Source organism: Leptothoe sp. EHU-05/26/07-4 (assembly GCF_043421015.1).
GTDB lineage: Bacteria > Cyanobacteriota > Cyanobacteriia > Phormidesmidales > Phormidesmidaceae > Leptothoe > Leptothoe turfae.
The window spans coordinates 1,464,537-1,483,395 of record NZ_JAXSQV010000007.1 but is presented as its reverse complement, the minus strand read 5'-3'; the positions used below and the strand labels follow the sequence as shown (position 1 = coordinate 1,483,395).

8 protein-coding genes and 1 pseudogene are annotated in these 18,859 nt (G+C 47.4%); 3 read left to right on the top strand and 6 right to left on the bottom strand.

Features of this window, described 5'->3' with window-relative positions:
- The first annotated feature begins 11 nt into the window (after positions 1-11).
- The 3 genes from U2F10_RS30960 to U2F10_RS30950 all read left to right on the top strand — a co-directional run bounded on the left by U2F10_RS30960 (position 12) and on the right by U2F10_RS30950 (position 6,051).
- Positions 12-2,594, top strand: coding sequence for an O-antigen ligase family protein (locus U2F10_RS30960; protein ID WP_499874192.1), 2,583 nt, complete (start codon positions 12-14; stop codon positions 2,592-2,594).
- Between the two features lie 185 nt (positions 2,595-2,779).
- Positions 2,780-4,342, top strand: coding sequence for an IS5 family transposase (locus U2F10_RS30955; RefSeq protein ID WP_499874191.1), 1,563 nt, complete (start codon positions 2,780-2,782; stop codon positions 4,340-4,342).
- Positions 4,343-4,500: 158 nt separating this feature from the next.
- Positions 4,501-6,051: an IS5 family transposase gene (locus U2F10_RS30950; protein WP_499871961.1), complete on the top strand. Its 1,551-nt coding sequence runs from the start codon at positions 4,501-4,503 to the stop codon at positions 6,049-6,051.
- 232 nt (positions 6,052-6,283) lie between these two features.
- Here U2F10_RS30950 and U2F10_RS30945 read toward each other — a convergent pair whose 3' ends face one another.
- The 6 genes and pseudogenes from U2F10_RS30945 to U2F10_RS30920 form a co-directional block, all read right to left on the bottom strand.
- Positions 6,284-7,081: a hypothetical protein gene (locus U2F10_RS30945; protein WP_499874190.1), complete on the bottom strand. Its 798-nt coding sequence runs from the start codon at positions 7,079-7,081 to the stop codon at positions 6,284-6,286.
- A 117-nt stretch (positions 7,082-7,198) separates the two neighbouring features.
- Positions 7,199-7,843 (bottom strand): type IV pilin-like G/H family protein, encoded by a 645-nt coding sequence (locus U2F10_RS30940; protein ID WP_499874189.1) that lies wholly within the window; start codon positions 7,841-7,843, stop codon positions 7,199-7,201.
- Between the two features lie 267 nt (positions 7,844-8,110).
- Positions 8,111-9,595 carry a glycolate oxidase subunit GlcD gene (glcD, locus tag U2F10_RS30935; RefSeq protein WP_499869640.1) on the bottom strand — a complete coding sequence of 495 codons (1,485 nt, stop codon included), beginning with the start codon at positions 9,593-9,595 and terminating at the stop codon, positions 8,111-8,113.
- Positions 9,596-9,709: 114 nt separating this feature from the next.
- Complete coding sequence (locus U2F10_RS30930) at positions 9,710-15,247, bottom strand: response regulator (protein WP_499874188.1); 5,538 nt, start codon at positions 15,245-15,247, stop codon at positions 9,710-9,712.
- A gap of 104 nt (positions 15,248-15,351) precedes the next feature.
- Positions 15,352-18,248 (bottom strand): annotated as a pseudogene (locus tag U2F10_RS30925) (methyl-accepting chemotaxis protein).
- Positions 18,249-18,298: 50 nt separating this feature from the next.
- The gene (locus U2F10_RS30920) at positions 18,299-18,829 is read right to left on the bottom strand and encodes a chemotaxis protein CheW (protein ID WP_163666975.1); all 531 of its coding nucleotides are present in this window, start codon (positions 18,827-18,829) and stop codon (positions 18,299-18,301) included.
- Between the last annotated feature and the right edge of the window lie 30 nt (positions 18,830-18,859).

The window sequence follows — 18,859 nt, the reverse complement described above, 5'->3', positions numbered from 1 at the left end:
CCCCGTTGTGCATGTCTACCTCACCACCAGAATCCCATACCCCATCTAAAATTGTCTCACTGCGGACAGAAGATGGCAGCCTGATTGGGTTACTAACAGTCAGTCTTTATATCTTATTTACCTTGTTACCCAGCAGTCATTCTTTGATGGTGTCCTGGCCTTGGGTCGCTGTGTGGCAGGTGGCACTATTGTTGCCTATTGTCTGGTTGTTGTGGCAACTGTGGTTTAAGCCCATAGATCAGTTTAAATTGGGGTCAGGGTTGGATTGGCCTGTAGCGCTGCTAGTTGTCGGGTTAGGGGTTTCTACAATCTTTGCTGAATTTCCAAACCAGGCCCGCTGGTACGCATGGGCGGCACTAGGCGGAATTGCGGCACTCTATGCGTTATCTGGTTGGCTAAAGACACCTCAACAGGCGCTCCGATTGCTTAAGTTTCAGGCAGGTCTAGGGATTGCGTTTATCTTAGTCAGTCTCTATCTTTGGTTATTTCAGACTTACTTTCCAGAACTTGAAAGGCTGGCTGCGTTAGAGCCCTATGGTGTTGCCCAGCAGTTTAATTTTGGTGTGACTAGCTTGCGTAACTGGTATCCCTTGGGGCATCAAAACTATGTGGCCGGGTACCTGGTTTTGATTTTGCCCTTGTTGTTTGGCTTAGCTATTCATGATCGTGGTTGGCAGCGTTGGCTATGGGGCATTGGCTGTTGTTTGGGGTTAGCAGATCTATATACGGCCAGCTCTCGGGGTGGGTTGTTGGCTCTGGTGTTGACGGTTGCGATCGCGCTTGTCATTACCCTGCTGCGAAGCCAGATACCCCATCGCCGAGCTTTACCCGCTGGAGGGCTACTACTGTGTATTTTGATGGTAGCTACTTTAGGCAACAGTCGCGTCAGACAACTGTTACTAGCCCTGTTACAGGGTAAGATCAACAATAGTGAACTAGGCTATCGTGTAATTACTAGTGTGATGGGCTGGCGCATGGGGCTAGATCATCCATTGACGGGTGTTGGCCCTGGTAACGTATTACCGCTTTTTCAAAAATACCGTCCCTATTGGTCTGGCCGTGAAGCTGAGTTACATTTTCAGCTCCATAGCACCCCAGCACAACTATGGGCAGAATTAGGCCTTTGGGGAGTTATTGGTTCAATTAGCTTTGTCGGAATATTGGCCTGGCTAACATGGCATTGGGGGAAACAATCAACTCCTAACTTATTTTTAGCTCCTGGTTTGGTGTGGAGTTTACTTTCGGGACTATTTGCCTATGTGCTGATGGGATTGACCGATTACCAGCTAGATACTTTGGCTATCGTTGGTGTGCTCGTAGTTTATCTCGTTGTCCTTGCCAAGGTTTATACAGCGAGTAATATATCAAGATCTACAGCTAATTCTCAAAACTCAAAAACTTCTAGAGTATTGGTAGGCTTGGGATTAGGGTGTGTGTTGGCTGTAAATCTCTGGTTAATGCCCATTCATCGCGCCTGGGCTATATCTAAACAGGGATTTGATCAGCTTAACCGTGGTAATGTAGCTGACTTTGAAGAGGCCCTTACTCAAGCACATTACTTAGCTGATTGGGAGCCTTATTACCCTGCAATGTTGGCATGGGTCTTGGGAGACTTTAGTTTGCAAACTAGCGGAACATCTCGTGAGATGTTGCTCACTAAGGCAATAAAATGGTTTGAAGTCGCAAATTCTGTTTCACCGTACCAAGAGTTTAGCCAATCGAACCTGGGTTGGCTCTTGACTCAAACAAATCCCAAGCAAGCTGTTGCAGCCTTTGTTAATGCTGGAGAACTTGTTCCTGCAAAACGAGGCGTTTTCTTAGGTTTAGGGCTAGCGTTGTTAGGAAACAATCAGCCTGAGTTGGCTACTGATGCGCTAGTTCTGGAAATGCTGAGGTTTCCGTTACAGATCACCAGCCCCATCTGGCAACTGAGAGTAGTAGCTCATATAAAAGAGTCTATCTTTAACCAGCTAGACGAACAATATGAGCAACTTATTGCATCATCAGAAGACTTATCCCTTCAGCTATATTTTCAACATCGGCGCGGTGCACTGTATTGGTGGCAAAGTGACTATACGGCTGCATCCCAATACTGGGAAGATTTTCCTGAAGGGCAAGCATTGTTGAGACTAGCTCAGGGTGATGATATCACAGTTGAAATGTTACCTGACAATTCCTTAGGTAAGCAAGCAATTATGGCGTGGCTACTACCTAATCAACGCCGTGAGCTGCTAACGCAACTATTACTAAGGCCACAAAATGATTTGCCACAATACAATACTATTTTACCCGAAGCTGATCAACTCGATCAGTTTATTTCTTCTATGGATAATGCGATTAGTTTTGATGATTGGCTGAAAAATAGTTCACTGATCACTCAACCGCGCAGTAGCAGAGAAGGTCATGGAGTACTTAACCGTCATATTGATGGTCCACCGCCGTTAGACTATACCTTTCGGCTAGTCAACCAGCCAGCGTATTACACGCTGGCCAATCTTTTTCCTTCCCCGCCCTTCTTGCCAACCTTAGATAAAGAATTGAAAACTAAAAGAGAAAGTGTGATCTCTAAGATCAGGAAAAACAGCGCTTCATAGTTGTCTTGCTGAAGATATCACTCTTTAATGACTCTGATTCAAGAGCGATAACAAACTCAATTTAATTAGGGTTTGCTGTTGAAGTCTAGCCTTCATAGTCAGCAAGGGGTTCAATCTATTGAGATTTGCTTAAGTGCACGGAAAATTGGTTAAACTGCTCAAAACCCTTGCACCTACTCAGGGAAATGTACCGACAATCGTCACCCGGCCAGCTATCCTTCCACGATTTTTATCTGCCGTTTGGAGGCAAATTATCGCCGGAGAACCGTTGGGTGAAACTGGCCGAGATGATCCCATGGGAGGAGTTTGAATCGACCTATTCGAGCCAGTTTAGTGAGGATATGGGAGCCCCCGCGAAGGGCTTTCGGATGGCGTTGGGCGCGTTGATTATCAAAGAAAAACTGGGTATCAGCGACCGAGAGACGATTGACCAAATACGAGAGAACCCCTATCTGCAATATTTTCTCGGGCTTCATGAGTACAGTGACAAGGCCCCGTTTGATGCGTCAATGCTGGTCCATTTCCGCAAACGCATTGGTCTCGACCTGGTGTTAGCGGTCAATGAGTCCGTGGTTCAAGTGGGCATGGAACCAGCTCCACCAACTACTACTCCCTCACCTCAGGAGAGTGGATCAGAGACCAATGATGACTCAGATCCACCGGAACCGCCATCGAGTGGCAATCAAGGGCAGTTGATTGTGGATGCCAGTTGCGCGCCTGCCGATATTCACTATCCGACCGACCTTGATTTGCTGAACCAGGCCAGGGAACACAGTGAACGGCTGATCGATGACTTGTATCAACAAGTGGCGGGATGTCTAGAGAAGAAGCCCCGAACGTATCGTCAAACCGCCCGCAGAGACTACCTCAGGATTGTGAAACGGCGCAAAAAGCCTCGCAAATTGATCCGCAAGGGCCTCCGACAACAGCTCAACTATGTGCGACGAAACCTGGGCCACATTGACCAGTTAATCGAGGCAGGAGCCACGCTCGCGGCGCTGAATCCACGGGAGTACAAGATGCTATTGGTCATTCATGAAGTCTATCGCCAACAACAGCACATGTACCACTACAAACAGCGGCGGATTGATGACCGCATTGTGAGTATTTCACAGTCCCATGTGCGCCCCATTGTGCGCGGTAAAGCCGGAACGCCCGTCGAATTTGGGGCCAAATTCGCCATCAGTTGTGTGGCGGGCTATGTGTTTCTCGACCATCTCAGTTGGGATAACTTCAATGAATCCGAAGACTTGATTGCTCAGATAGACCGCTTTCGAACTCGAACAGGCCACTATCCTGCCTCGGTGCATGCCGACCAGATTTATCGCACACGCGATAACTTGAGATGGTGTAAACGACATGGTATCCGTCTGAGTGGTCCTCCCTTAGGTCGACCGTCGCTCGATGAAACCCAACAAGCACTTCTTCAACAACAAGTTCGAGAGGATGAGAGTGTTCGAGTCGCTGTCGAAGGCAAGTTTGGTCAGGCGAAACGACGATTTGGCCTAGGACGTGTCATGGTCAAACTCGCCCAAACCGCCGAAACTATGATTGCCATCACTTGTTTGGTGATGAACTTGGAGAAACGGCTACGCCGTTTTATTGTCTTGTTGTTGATAGTGTTGATACGCTTACTACGCGGCTATCAGGCAGATGTGCGCCCCTTTACAGCAACGTTAAGCGATGATTGGCTGAAAACCCTCGATCATCGGCAAGGCAATACTGACCACGTCTGGGCTGCCGGATAATCCTTGAGGTTTTTATTGAGTTTTTCAGCAAACCCTAATTAGGGTTTGCTGTTGAAGTCCAGCTTTCATAGTTTGCAAGGGTTTCATTGTATTGAGATGTGCTTAAGTGCACGAAAAAGTGGCTAAAATGCTTAAAACCCTTGCACCTACTCAGGGAAATGTACCGACAATCATCACCTGGCCAGTTATCTTTCGAAGATTTTTATCTACCGTTTGGGGGCAAATTATCGTCGGAGAATCGCTGGGTGAAACTGGCCGAGATGATCCCATGGGATGAGTTCGAATCAACCTATGCTAGCCAGTTTAGCGAGGATATGGGAGCGCCAGCGAAGGGCTTTCGGATGGCTCTGGGCGCATTGATTATCAAAGAGAAATTGGGTACCAGCGACCGAGAGACGATAGACCAAATACGAGAGAACCCGTATCTGCAATATTTTCTTGGACTGCATGAGTACAGCGACACGCCCCCGTTTGATGCGTCGATGCTGGTTCATTTTCGCAAACGAATCCGTGTCGACCTGGTGTCAGCGGTCAATGAGTCGGTGGTTGAAGCAGGCATGGCCCCCGCCTCCGCCTCATCTGAGGACAGTGCATCCGAGAGCGATGATGACTCAGATCCACCAGCCCCGCCATCGAGTGGCAATCAAGGTCAATTGATTGTGGATGCGAGTTGTGCGCCTGCCGATATTCACTATCCGACTGACCTCGATTTACTCAACCAAGCGAGAGAGCACAGTGAACGGCTCATTGATGAGTTGTATCAACAGGTAGCAGGCTGTCTTCCAAAGAAGCCTCGAACGTATCGACAAACCGCCCGCAGAGACTACCTCAGGATTGTGAAACGGCGCAAGAAGTCACGCAAGTTGATTCGTAAAGGCCTCCGACAACAACTCAACTATGTGCGACGAAACCTAGGGTACATTGACCGGTTAATCAAAGCAGGCGCAACGCTTGCAGCGCTGAATCCACGAGAGTACAAGACCCTGTTGGTGATTTATGAGGTCTATCGCCAACAACAGCACATGTATCAACACAAGCAGCGACGGATTAATGACCGCATTGTGAGTATTTCACAGCCCCATGTACGACCCATTGTGCGCGGTAAAGCCGGAACCCCCGTTGAATTTGGAGCCAAATTCGCCATGAGTTGTGTGGCGGGCTATGTGTTTCTCGACCGTCTCAGTTGGGATAACTTTAATGAATCCGAAGACTTGATACCCCAGATAGAACGCTTTCGCGCCCGCACCGGACACTATCCCGCCTCAGTGCATGCCGACCAGATTTATCGGACACGCGATAACTTGAGGTGGTGTAAACAGCATGGCATCCGTCTAAGTGGTCCGCCCTTGGGTCGACCGTCACTCGATGAAGCTCAACACGCCTTCCTCCGACAACAAGCCCGAGACGATGAGAGTATTCGAGTCACTGTCGAAGGTAAGTTTGGTCAGGCCAAACGACGATTTGGACTCGGACACGTCATGGCCAAACTCGCCCAAACTGCTGAAACCATGATTGCCATCACTTGTTTGGTGATGAACTTGGAGAAACGGCTACGCCGTTTTATTGGCTTGTTTTTGATGGGGGTGATCCGCTTACTCCGCCGCTCTCAGGCAGATGTGAGACCCTTTACAGACACCTTAAGCAAGGACTGGCTGAAAAGGCTCGACCCTGGGAAAGGGGCTACTGACCCTGGCTGGGCTGCTGGATAATCCCTGAGATTTCTATTGAGTTTTTCAGCAAACCCTAATTAGGGCTTGCTGAAAAAGTAATCAGTGCTTTAACAGCAAGGAATTTGACCGATTTTTCAAAAAGCTAGTGCAAGGTCGAAATCGCTGAAACCATTGATTTTCCGTAAAATTCTGTTATTTAACCTTGCACCTAACTGAGCCTTTTGAGGCTGAAAGCCTTATCCAGATTCGATTCCGATTTATTCAGCAAGCCCTAATTATTGCTATCTTTTTTATAACGGACTGTAACTGAGCCGTTGTCGGACGCAATAATAGTCCCACCGAGTTCTTCAATTCTAGCAATAGCTTTCTCTCGGATATTGTTATCTATGGCCCTAATCAAAACATCTGACCAGGCACCAATTTGAGCTGGTTTACTACTAGGATCTGTTGCTAAAAAATCTACTGTTTCACGGGATAGGGCAGCAACCAGAGGTGCATTCTTATCAGTAGACTGTTCAGCCCAGTCCGCAGCTGTTTGATAGGATTCCTTTGCCGCCTGAGTATCTCCAAGAAATAATAATTCATCTGTGGCTTTATGGCGCCAAATAAAATATGAACGCTTTGGAAGATTAGGATGCATACTCTCTAACCCCTGACTGAGGAGATTAATAGATTCGTCAGGTTCTCCAGCATACATAGAAATACTGTTAACTAGGAAAATATAAGAATCAATAAATAATGGATCCTGCTCAATAATGGCTTCAAAGTATTGAGTGCTCAGGCTATAGCCTGTAACCTGACGCTGCTCAGAGTTACCAAAGTATTGTAAGAAGGCCAAAAAAACAGAGTTAGCGAAAACGTTCTCGTAGCCGAACTTTGGGAAATTGTTAATGAATTGTAGCTGCTGTTTATATGCTTGTTGATTTGCCGCATTGATATTGATGTTACTCTCAACATCATTTTGTAAATATCGATACTTTAAAGACTGTAGAAAGATAATGCTAGTAACTGAGATTGCCATAAAAGCCCATGCTGGGAGTAACAATCTTTGCCACTCTATCTTAGTCATACCTCTGACATCTTGAATGCTTAAATTTTATGGTCAATGCATTTAGAGAAAAGATTGTTGAATCACATCTACTTCTCTAAATGCCTTAATCGTTAAGCTAATTGCGAACCCTAATTTTTATTTAGGACTGGAGTTAGCTCCACATGTAGGATCTACTGCCAAACCATTAGCAGCCGCAATATTAAACACTATTGGGTTTTGAGCATTAGTTCCGGCTTGATCTTCTTCACAAAGGATAGTTGTTGACGTAACCTCACCAGTAGTTGTCTCAGCTAAAAGGTAAGTTCCACCCGCATACCCCTTGAGCTTAATAGGGCTTTTAGGTGCTCCATAAACCAATGAACCAGATAAATATTGATCATCATCACCAGCGGCTGTGCCCTCGTTAAAGGCAATACTGTTATCTGCAGCAACACCTAGTATGTCGCCAACATTCGCTGCAGTACCAGAAGTGGGGCTTTGACCAAACTCGTAGCTCTCGGAATCTACATTAATACCGATTCCTAGGCTACCGATAAATCTGGAGAAGGCATCTCTTTCAAGAATGTAGGCCTGCTGAGCACGGTTAATGGCACCGATGTTAGTGACGGCTTCTGTTTGGCGGGCACGGTTAGCTTGGTTAAGGAATGAGGGTAGAGCAATGGCTGCCAGAATACCGATGATGATGATGACTACTAAAAGCTCAATCAGGGTAAACCCTTCGCTGGCTTTTTTCTTGCTGACTAGGTGCTGTAGTAGCTTTGCACGTAAAGTGGTCTTCATTATGAAATATGTCTCCTTGAGGTTTGGGATGTAGCTTCTCGCTCACAGATTTAAAGCTACCCATGGCGTTCAGATCTCTTATCACTTTGGTTGAAAAGCTGAAAAGCCCTGAGGTAACTTGATTAGCGCTACCTTTATAACCTACCCGCCCATTGAAGTAGACCTATCAGCCAATGTACAGAATTTGCCTTAATGGTATTAAGGCGCTCTACGTAAAATTACTGGGGTGCTTGGCCAGTGAATGTTTGATTTCATGGGTCCCCAGGCCTAAAACCGTTCGATATTATCGAATTTAGCTGTCTGGGCCATGGCTGCTTCTCCGCAGGTTTTGGGTGTCGGAAAGAGCTTGGTGGGATTGGCTAACCCCCGAGTGTTAATGGCTTGCCGAACCCATTGCATTGTTTCCAGGTCAGCAGTGGCAAACATTTGGGGCATGTAGCAACGTTTATCAGCGCCAATGCCGTGCTCACCCGAAATGCTACCGCCAGCTTCGACGCAGAGCTTAAGGATTTCGCCACCTAAAGTTTCAACGGTTTCTAGCTGACCGGGTACAGCATTGTTATATAAAATTAAGGGATGTAGGTTGCCGTCGCCAGCATGGAAAACATTGGCGATACGATACCCGTATTTTTGGCTCAGGGCTTCGATTTCATTGAGCACATGGGGGAGCTGAGCCCTGGGGATAACACCGTCTTGGACATAGTAGTCAGGGCTAAGTTTGCCCATGGCCGCAAAGGCGGCTTTACGCCCTTTCCATAGCCGCAGACGTTCGTCTGGGGTGGTTGCGATCGCAACATTCCTGGCTCCATTTTCTTGAACAATTTCGCTAACCTTTTGGGCACTGGCGGCCACATCCGCAGGCGAGCCGTCGACTTCGACAATCAAAATGGCCGTAGCGTCACGGGGATAGCAATCTAGAGCGACCACTTCTTCCACAGCGTTGATGCTGAAGTTATCCATCATTTCCATGCCAGCTGGAATGATGCCTGCGCTGATAATTTCAGAGACACTCTTACCGGCCGCTTCCACATTATTAAAATCAGCTAGCAGAGTTTGAGCGCTTTCCGGTGATTTCAGGATACGGAGGGTGATCTCGGTGGCGATCCCCAGGGTGCCTTCAGACCCTACAAAAATACCGGTCAGGTCATACCCTGGGGGTTCTGGCATATCACCCACATCAACAATGTCGCCGTTGGGTAAGACCAGCTTGAGCCCTAACACATGGTTCGTGGTCACGCCATATTTGAGGCAGTGAACCCCGCCGGAATTCTCGGCGATGTTGCCACCAATGGAACAGACGGACTGACTAGATGGGTCTGGCGCATAATAGAAGCCAGCACCGCTGACGGCTTGGGTGACCCAATTATTGATTACACCCGGTTGCACAACAATGCGCTGGTTATCGTAGTCAATATCTAAAATTTGCCGCATGCAGGCGGTGACAATCAGGACGCTGTCTGACAGAGGGAGGGCCCCGCCGGATAGCCCCGTGCCAGCACCACGGGTGACGAAGGGGATATTGTTGCGATCGCACACCTTAACGGCTGCTGCCACTTCTTCGGTGGTTTTGGGCAGCACCACAACGGCAGGCCGTTGACGGTAGCTGGTTAGCCCATCACACTCATACACCAGCAGCTCCTCCTTGCGACGCACAACCTGATCATCGCTGAGGACGTTAACAAATTCCTGAACAATGGGCGTCCAATCGCGTTGTTCAGCTGCTGAGTCTTGTAGTGCTACCTCAGAAGTCATTGATTACTGCCAATAAGTTAGGTCTGTGTATTGATCCTAACGCAGCAAGCTGACTAGTAGACTGGCCTATTTCTAATAGGGACCATGGGAAATCCCGACAATAAAAAAGCCAACTTAGACAAGCTTTTCCCCATGGAGCATCTTATTGGCGGCATCCAGTAGTGCCTCCTCTAAGTAGGGCTTTGTAAAGTAACCACTGGCACCTAGATCGACCGCCATCTGTCGATGACGATCGGCTCCACGAGATGTGAGCATGGCAATGGGAATTTGCTGTAAGCCATCGTCTTTTTGTAGACGAGATAGTAGTTCTAAACCATCCATTCTTGGCATTTCGATATCGCAGAATACAAGGTCACAGGGCAAGCCAGAACGCAGTTTTTCCCAAGCTTCTTGGCCATCGCGAGCCTGTTCAACCCGGTAGCCAACCTTGTTAAAGCTCATGGATAACAGCTCACGAACCGTAATCGAGTCATCCACAATCAACACCGTGGGTTCAGACTTGACTTTTGCAGGCTCTTCAGGCGGAGTGTCCTCTGATTGAGCCCATAACGCTGCATTGGGTTCACGGCGTACGCGCCCCATGGCTAAATCAATTAGCTCTAACACATCGGCAATGGGCATCACTCGACCATCCCCTAAAACGGTGGCACCAGCAATGCCAGTAGGTTTGGGGACCGGACCTTCTAGCTGTTTAATGACAATTTCTTGCTCGCCCATTACCTGGTCAACTTCCAAGGCAATAAAGCTATTGGCACTGCGCAATACCACGATGGAAATCATATTCTCATCTTGATTACCGCCGTATACTCGCCCTCGACCCAGGGTGCGATTAAATGACAGTAAATCTGATAGATTCTGGAACGGTAGCAGTGTGTCACGCCAAAGTATGCAATCTTCCCCTTGATCATTTTTCTGAATACGCTCTCGAGACACATCAAACATGTCTTCGACACCGTCCATGGGGAAGGCTATCCGTGCTTGATTGCTAATACAGCTGAGAGCTTTAGAAATACTGAGGGTTAGGGGTAAACGAATGGTGAAATTTGTGCCGTGCCCTGGTTCAGAATCAATGGTGATATTACCGCGAATGTCTGCCAACGAGGTACGTACCACATCCATCCCAAACCCTCGCCCAGCAAAATCATCAGCCTGGTCCCGTGTACTAAATCCGGGGTGGAACAGTAGGTCGTAGACGTCTAACACAGTCATTGTGTGGGCATCTGACTGAGAAATTAATCCTTTCTGTAGTGCTTTTTGTTTGACAATATCGGGATCAATGCCAGCACCGTCGTCACCGACCGAGATAACAGTCTGGTTACCTTGATAAAACGCACGAACGGTAATCAGGCCTTCCGATGATTTTCCTGCTTGGTGGCGCTCCTCAGGTGTTTCTATCCCATGGGTGATGGCATTGTTCACCAAGTGAGTCATGGGATCATAGAGCTGCTCTAGAATCATCTTGTCAATGAGAATATCTCGGCCTTCTACGACAAGACGTGCCTCTTTTCCACACTTGAGAGAGATATCACGCACAGCCCGAGGTAATCGAGAAGCTGTTTGAGCAAAGGGCACCATCCGGGCCTTATTTAACCCTTCCTGGAGTTGATTGGTGACCTGTCTAAATTGACGAGTCACTTGATCCGATGATTCAACGGTATAGGCAATATCTGATGCAGACTCACGGACCCGCACGATCAGCTCAATCATTTCTTGAGATAACGTGTGAAAACCAGTAAAACGGTCCATCTCTAAGGCATCAAAGGATTCGCCAGTGGCATGATCCTCGATATCTGAATTTTCTACAGAAAAACTAGCAGAGGTCATATGGTATGACTGACGGCTAGATATCAGAGAGCTTTCTAGCAGTGAGCGCTCATAGAGATCACGCATGCGTTGCCCAACGTCATTTAACTGTTGCACTTGGAATAATAAGTTGTCCAAAAACTGACGAAGGCGGTCTTGGTCTTGCTCTAAGGTATTGCGATTAACGACAAGTTCACCTACCAGGTTACTGAGATTATCTAGGTGGCTAACCGATACCCGCATGGTTTGATCCGTCACCATGCGCCGTGCCGATAGCCGATTAGATGTGGGTCTGGGTCTGTAAGTACTTGTGCCACTAGCTGCTGCGGGAGCTAGTGTTTTATCCGTATCTTGTAATAATGCTTCTAAATCGCCAAATTCATCGTCTAAGTCTGTGGTTGATGGTGATTCAGAGCTGGGTTCAGGCAAGTTATCTGGGCTTTCGAGTAGCGCTTCAAGCTCACCAAACTCATTACTGCTGTCTGTTGTGGCTGTGGATGCAGAAAATTCATCAATTTCTTCAGGCAGTTCTGATAGTAAGGAATCTAAGGATTCGAGTCCTGGCTCATCTGATGAGGGCTCAAATATTTCGAGGTTATCGATTGTGTCAGTTTCAATGGGTTTTTCAAGACTCTCAGGCTTTTCATCCTCATTGACAAAACCGGTAACGATACCATCGTCCTCGATATCGAGTAAGTCAAAGTCAAACGTGCTGACAGGAGGCTCGTTCAGCAATTCTGATTCTGTGCTGCTGGCGTCGTTTAGGTCACTGCCTAATTCCAGGGATAGATCAACGTCTGACAGATTTGTCTCTGGCTCATCCAGTTCCTCGTTCAGCAATTCTGATGCTGTGCTACTGACGTCGTTTAGGTTACTGCCTAATTCCAGGGATAGATCAACGTCTGACAGATTTGTCTCTGGCTCATCCAGTTCCAGGTTGTCTAGATCCAGATCGGTTAACAACTCATCAGCATTGTTTTCAACAGTGGAGTCTAAGGCGATATCTGCATCACCCAAGAGATTATCTAAAGCATTATCTGATGTAGTTGCATCAGCACTCGTGACATCACCACCATTGCCAAATAGATCGTCTAGATCGCCTAAGCCAGTATCTAGCGCATCATCGGGTGTAATCTGTTCTAAGGCAGTGTTGTCACCCAGGAGATCGCCTACAGGTGCATCAGCACTCGTGACATCACCACCATTGTCAAATAGATCGTCTAGATCGCCTAAGCCAGTATCTAGCGCATCATCGGGTGTAACCTGTTCTAAGGTAGTGTTGTCACCCAGGAGATCACCAACAGGTGCATCAGCACTCGTAACATCACCACCATTGTCAAATAGATCGTCTAGATCGCCTAAGCCAGTATCTAGCGCATCATCGGGTGTAACCTGTTCTAAGGCAGTGTTGTCACCCAGGAGATCGCCTACAGGTGCATCAGCACTCGTGACATCACCACCATTGTCAAATAGATCGTCTAGATCGCCTAAGCCAGTATCTAGCGCATCATCGGGTGTAACCTGTTCTAAGGCAGTGTTGTCGTCACCAGGGAGATCACCTTCATTAAATAGATCATCTAATCCAACTGCATCAGTATCAGCTGCAGTCTTTTCATCTATTTCAGAGGTCACATCTTCTACAGAGGCCCACACATCATCTAGCTCTAAATCGTTTGAATCTTGTGTTGCAGCTACGATATCGCTGTCTAGATTGAGGGAAAGCTCACTCAGGTCGTCAGAAAGTCCTAAGCTTGCTGACTCATTGGGCGTATCTGTCTGTTGACCGGGCTCATCCCAAATATCTTGAGAAAGCTCGTCTGACAACTCTGATGTATCTGTGTTGGAAGAGCCCTTGTCTGTTTCCCACAGGTCATCATCACTAAATGGATCCGAGCCCGTTGCTGCTAGAGCTACAGCTGCAGAGTCATTAACAGTAAAGAAATCTTCGAACTCGGACTTTGTGGTTTCTGTTTCTGAAGTCTCGACCATTTCTGATAAATCTAAATCAGGTACTGCTGCCTCAGAAAAGAAGCTATCTGTTCCTGAAACTACGGCAACATCTTCTAAATCGTTAGTGAACAATTCGTCAGTATTGGTCTCACCAGTGGCTTCCTCCAAATTTAGCTCAAGACTAGCAAGCTCATCGCTACTACTAGGGCTTTCAAAATCGAGGTCTAAATCACTATCGACAAGCTCTTCACCTTGGTTGGTTTCACTAAATGCGAGCTCGTCAAAATCATCCAAACTATCCGAGAGTTCTAGTGAGGGTTCTTGATCGGCGGCTTCTTCTGAACTATCAAGATTGCCAAATAGCTCATCAATATCAGGTGAATTATCAGCAGTAGTGGCTACATCATCTGGTGTTGAACTATCAAGATCGCCAAATAGCTCATCAACACCAGATGAATCGTTTGCAGTATCTATGTCATCAAATAAGCTATCGATAGAAGAGGTGTCAAGATCTTCTGATAACGGAGATTCAATATCAGTGCTAGAGGTATTTATCTGCTCGGTTAAATTTTCTAGGCCACTGTTATCCAGAGTATCTACGGAATCAGCTGATTCCGTAGAGTCAGTATCACCAAATAGATCTGCAAGTTCATTACCTGATTCAAAATCATTTTGGTTGGTTTCTAGCTCCGTGGCATCTTCATTGAGAAGATCCTCAAAATCGGGAGCAATATCAATATCCAGAGACTCAACAGGCGGATTGCCCTCATTTAGAGGAAGCTCTTCTTCTTGCCAGTCACTGTCGAGATCATCTCCTCCCGCTTCAAATAGATCGGCCAAACTAGTGAGCTCAGCATCTCCCACTTCTGGACCAGAAGGGGTGACTGCTGCACTATTAAGCAGATCATCTAAGGAAATGCTTTCCTCATTTGCAGAGGATGGCTCGCCCACATTATTCAAGGTCAAGTCTGATTCTACGGATAGTTCTTCGACACCTGCTGTAGAAGAGGTATCTGGTGTGCTATCTGCAAACAGACTCTCTAAATCTCCAGTGGTATCTGTTATATCTCCTTGGGCGGCCAACGTTTGAAGTTTTTCGGAGATGTTTATTTCCGGCTCTCTACCGGCCAGCACTAAATCCTGAGATTTTTTGATTTCTTTGATTAAAGCAGGGGCGAGGGTGCGATAGTCATTATTGCGATCGCATACTGCCCAACGGGCATGCTTCACCAAGTTCATCCAAGTTGGCAAGTTAAACTGCTCACCAAATCTTTCTAATAACTGACAGCAAGCCTCCAGGGCTAATCTACTTTCGTCTGTATCAGCCTGCTTGAAACGAGCCAGCATTTCTCGAAGTGCAGCTGATACATCACTGCTGAATACAAGCTTCAATGCACTTTCTTCAACCGGCTGCGGTGAGCGTGCTGTAAAGACGACAGGCTGAGCCTCTGCGACAACAGCCTCATTGGCGTCTGCCTCAGCTACAAGCTGATCTAAATGTTCCTGTAGCTGCTGAAAGACGGGCTCTACACTCGTCATGATACTCTGCTCTTTGTCCTCAGTGAGGCCAAAGGGACCCTGTAGTTGCTCAAGCAGTTCTTGCAGGGCATCAAATACCCGCAAAAACATAGACTCCAGGGAACGATCTATCTTGATGGGGGCCTCTTTGAGAAGCTTGAAGTAATCTTCCATGCGGTGAGCTGTACGCTGCATGCTCTCAATGCCCAGCATGGCAGCACCGCCCTTGACAGAGTGAGCGGCCCGAAATACCTCATTGGCCATCTCCGGATTGACAATGGTTGCCTGAAGATTTAATAGACCCTGCTCAATGGTATTGAGATGATCTTTGGCTTCTTCAATGAAGTAGCCCAATATACGCTGTTGTTGTTCAGGCAGCATCACCCTCGTCTCCCTAAATAAAATCGGAAATTAGGCCAGTCCTTCAAATACTTGATAGCGATGGCAGTCGTCCCTTGACATGTTTAAAAATGGATGCGAATAGCCTACTTTTTATCACTTTCTACCTTAAACCGCTCCACCGATGTCAGCAGATCCCGAGCAACGCCCACCAGATTTTGCAGAGAGGTTGACACCCGCTGAGACTCTTGAGACGTCTCTTGGGCAGAAAGTTCAACCGATTGCATTACCTGAGCAACAGCTCGTGAGGTTTCCGTCTGTTCGACGGTATCAGCCGTAATAGAACGTACTAATACATCAATGCGATTCGATACCTGGATAATATCTTCCAACGATCGTTTCGCCTGCTCTGCAAGTCGTGTCCCCTCAATCACCTGTTGAGTTCCCTCCTCCATGGCAGTCATTACGCCACTGGTTTCTCCCTGGATTTGCAGAACGATTTGCTCAATCTCCTTAGATGCCTTGGCCGCTCGGTCAGCAAGCTGACGAACCTCATCAGCTACGATGGCAAAGCCTCTACCAGCTTCCCCGGCACGAGCTGCCTCAATACTGGCGTTCAAAGCTAGTAAGTTAGTTCGAGATGCAATCTGAGAAATCAAGGCCACGATTTTGGAAATTTCTTGAGAGGATTCCGCTAATCGCTTAACCTTACGGGTAGTCTCAGCTACCGTTTCGCGAATTTCTAAAATACCAGCCACAGTGCGCTCCACAGCTTCCCCCCCCGGAGGGCAGTGGCTGATGCTGAACGAGCGACCTCTTCGGCCTCCCGCGCACTGTCTGCTACACGCTGAATAGATTCAGTCATGACCTGTACAGAATTCAAGGTGACTGCCAGCTCCTCAGCTTGTCGCAAGGCATCTGCTGATAGGCTGCGGGCGAACATCTCATTATCAGACGAACTCTTAGTCACCTGTAGTGCTGCCGCACTCACCTGCTGTACAATTTCTCGCAGATTTTGAATCGTTAAGTTGAACGAATCAGCGACCGCTCCTAAAACGTCGGCTGTGACCTCTGCCTGAACGGTTAAATCACCCCGGGCAGCTCCTTCTACATCGTCCAATAGACGAATTACCTGGCGCTGTAGATCCTCTTTAGCCTGTTCTTGTTCCTGCGCTTTTCGCTGGGCCTCACTAGTCGTCGTGAGAATGACCCGAGCCATCTTGTTAAACCCTGTGGCCAGTTGACCTAACTCATCACTAGAGTGAACAGTTGCTCGCGCATTTAGATCTCCTTGGGAAACCAAGTCAAACTGCTGTTGAAGATTATCAATTGAGCGTTTCGATTGGCGATCTAATAAAAATCCTAATCCAAATACCGTCACAAAGCTAACAATACCTGCAGCACCTCCCATGGCAGCAGGATACACTCGGGCAATTAGGTTTCGATTGTCTGGAGATGTGCTGTCAGCAGGTAGCCGTCCTAAGGTAGCTAGATTAACCCCTGCAACCGCAATCACAGATGTTAGTCCTGCAGCCCCTGCCATGATTAAGCGTTTAGTGGCAAGCGGCGCATTGTTCAGGGTATTAAAAATCCCCTCGCTTTCTACTTCAGGAACAACAACGGGCGACTCTTCCCCTTGGGTAAAGGATGGCAGCTGATCGGCAGTTTCGATGCTAAAGATGTCATCGTCTCCAATGATTGCCTGGTCATCCTCCTCTACTAGACTAAAGCCAGAACCGCCACGGGTAACTGGAGCTTCAGCAAACCCTCCCTCTGATGTTTCTGAAGCCTCCGTAAATTCAGTAGAACCACCTTCGGATAGATCAAATTCTGGCAGGCTGCCTAAATCATCAAATTCATCAAACTCATCGAGGAAATCGATATCGCCGCCTTGCTGACTTTCCAAGCCTTCCATCGTATCAACGCCTGGAAAAGTCTGTTCGTCAATGTCATCATCCATTAGCCCATTGTCGGTGGTCTCAATACCTGGCAAGGTAGATGCCTCATCAAATTCTTGAAAATCCCCGATAGGCATAGTGTCGGGTTGAGCATCATCCGGTTCCATCATGAAGAGGGTTTTATCATCTGGCTCTTCTAATAAGTCTGAGCCAACATCTAAACCCACTTCAAGTTCAGGGCGATCAATCTCCAGAGAACTACTACCTGTCTCTAAAAAGTCATCCACATCTGGAAAGTCTTCCAGCTCACCCGATGAAGACGGTGCAGATGGAAAAGCTTCGTCGAAATCATCTTGATCAAATTGTGATACATCTTGAATGGGTGCTGAAGACCCATCACGGACGACGCTATCGAGGGTAATCTCTTCTTCCTCTGAGGATTCAATAAGACCTTCCAAGCTGCTGTCCGCAAATGGATCTAAAAGTTCAGCATTACCTAGATCTCCACCTATGGACAAATCGCTAATGGAGAATGGATCGTCCTCGTCGTCCAACTCTAAACCTTGATCACCAGAGGTGCTCTCATAATCAGCAGTAGCATTGAAGGGATCGCCTGTAGCTTCAGTGGCAAGATCATAGCTATCTTCATTTTCTAGTGCATTTGGTTCGGGTGCACTTAGGTCAGTGGGTGAGTCTACTGTTGGCTCGGTTTGAAAACTTGCCCCATCTGCTTCTTCAAAGGACAAATCGAGCCCGGCACTCAAGTCATCACCCTCTTCTCCCATATCGCCATAGAGCTCTATGGAGTCAAACAGACCATCTGCAGTAATATCCTCTATGCCATTCTCATCAGCCTGTACCTGGCTAACATCCATCTGTTCTGCATAGGTAAGGCCATTGTTGGCGTAATTAACGAACTCAGGATCGGACGTTAAATTTAAGACGGATTTATATTGAGTGCGGGCTACATCGTACGCACTTAGCCCATAGCAATAGATGTGACCCTTGAGCAGGAGCACATTGGGATCGCTCGGGTAATTTTCTGCCAGTTGCTCAATAATGTCAGCAGCTTGTTCATAACTGCCCTGCATATATGCACGTTCTGCTGCTTGATAGGTTTGAGCGTAATCTATGCCCGATGCCATCTGTATTCTCCTGCCAGTCTAAACTTCTCCATATTTTCAACCCATCGACCCTAAGCTACCCAACGCGCCGAACGCAGTATGGCAACATGGTCTAATAGGCGTAATGAGCGATCCGTATTGGCATCTAGTACCCATTCCCCCTTTAGAAAAGGTGCCATTGTATCGGAGTAGTCGCGGGACATCTTCATGCGTTCCGCATCTAGCCAATCTGTACCCACTATCTGATTAACGGCTAAGCCTAACATAGTCCCCTGATGTTCGACAGCAATCACTGGAATTTCTGCCCTGTCAGTATTCATCGGTTGAGAATAACCTAAAAACTGCCCTAGATCGGCAACCCATATGACACGCCCTTGTTCGTTCAAAGTTCCAAGCAATAAAGGAGACACATTGGGAACAGGGGTGATACGGTCAGGGGGATTTTCAATGATTCGGCGAATACCAATGGCAGGTAAAGCAAATTCATCATCGGCTCCGACATAGAAGCGCAGATGAAGTTCGCCATCAGGCGTTTCAAGCTTTTGTAGTTCAGGGTCTTGATCTTGCCCTACTCCGGTTTGAAAGTCTGGATTACCTACCATCGGCCCCTATTACCTCAAAAATCTTTGGCA

Coding starts and splice junctions, on each gene's coding strand:
- U2F10_RS30960 (WP_499874192.1), top strand. CDS start 12: ATGTCTACCTCACCACCAGAATCCCATACCCCATCTAAAATTGTCTCA.
- U2F10_RS30955 (WP_499874191.1), top strand. CDS start 2,780: ATGTACCGACAATCGTCACCCGGCCAGCTATCCTTCCACGATTTTTAT.
- U2F10_RS30950 (WP_499871961.1), top strand. CDS start 4,501: ATGTACCGACAATCATCACCTGGCCAGTTATCTTTCGAAGATTTTTAT.
- U2F10_RS30945 (WP_499874190.1), bottom strand. CDS start 7,081: ATGACTAAGATAGAGTGGCAAAGATTGTTACTCCCAGCATGGGCTTTT.
- U2F10_RS30940 (WP_499874189.1), bottom strand. CDS start 7,843: ATGAAGACCACTTTACGTGCAAAGCTACTACAGCACCTAGTCAGCAAG.
- glcD (WP_499869640.1), bottom strand. CDS start 9,595: ATGACTTCTGAGGTAGCACTACAAGACTCAGCAGCTGAACAACGCGAT.
- U2F10_RS30930 (WP_499874188.1), bottom strand. CDS start 15,247: ATGCTGCCTGAACAACAACAGCGTATATTGGGCTACTTCATTGAAGAA.
- U2F10_RS30920 (WP_163666975.1), bottom strand. CDS start 18,829: ATGGTAGGTAATCCAGACTTTCAAACCGGAGTAGGGCAAGATCAAGAC.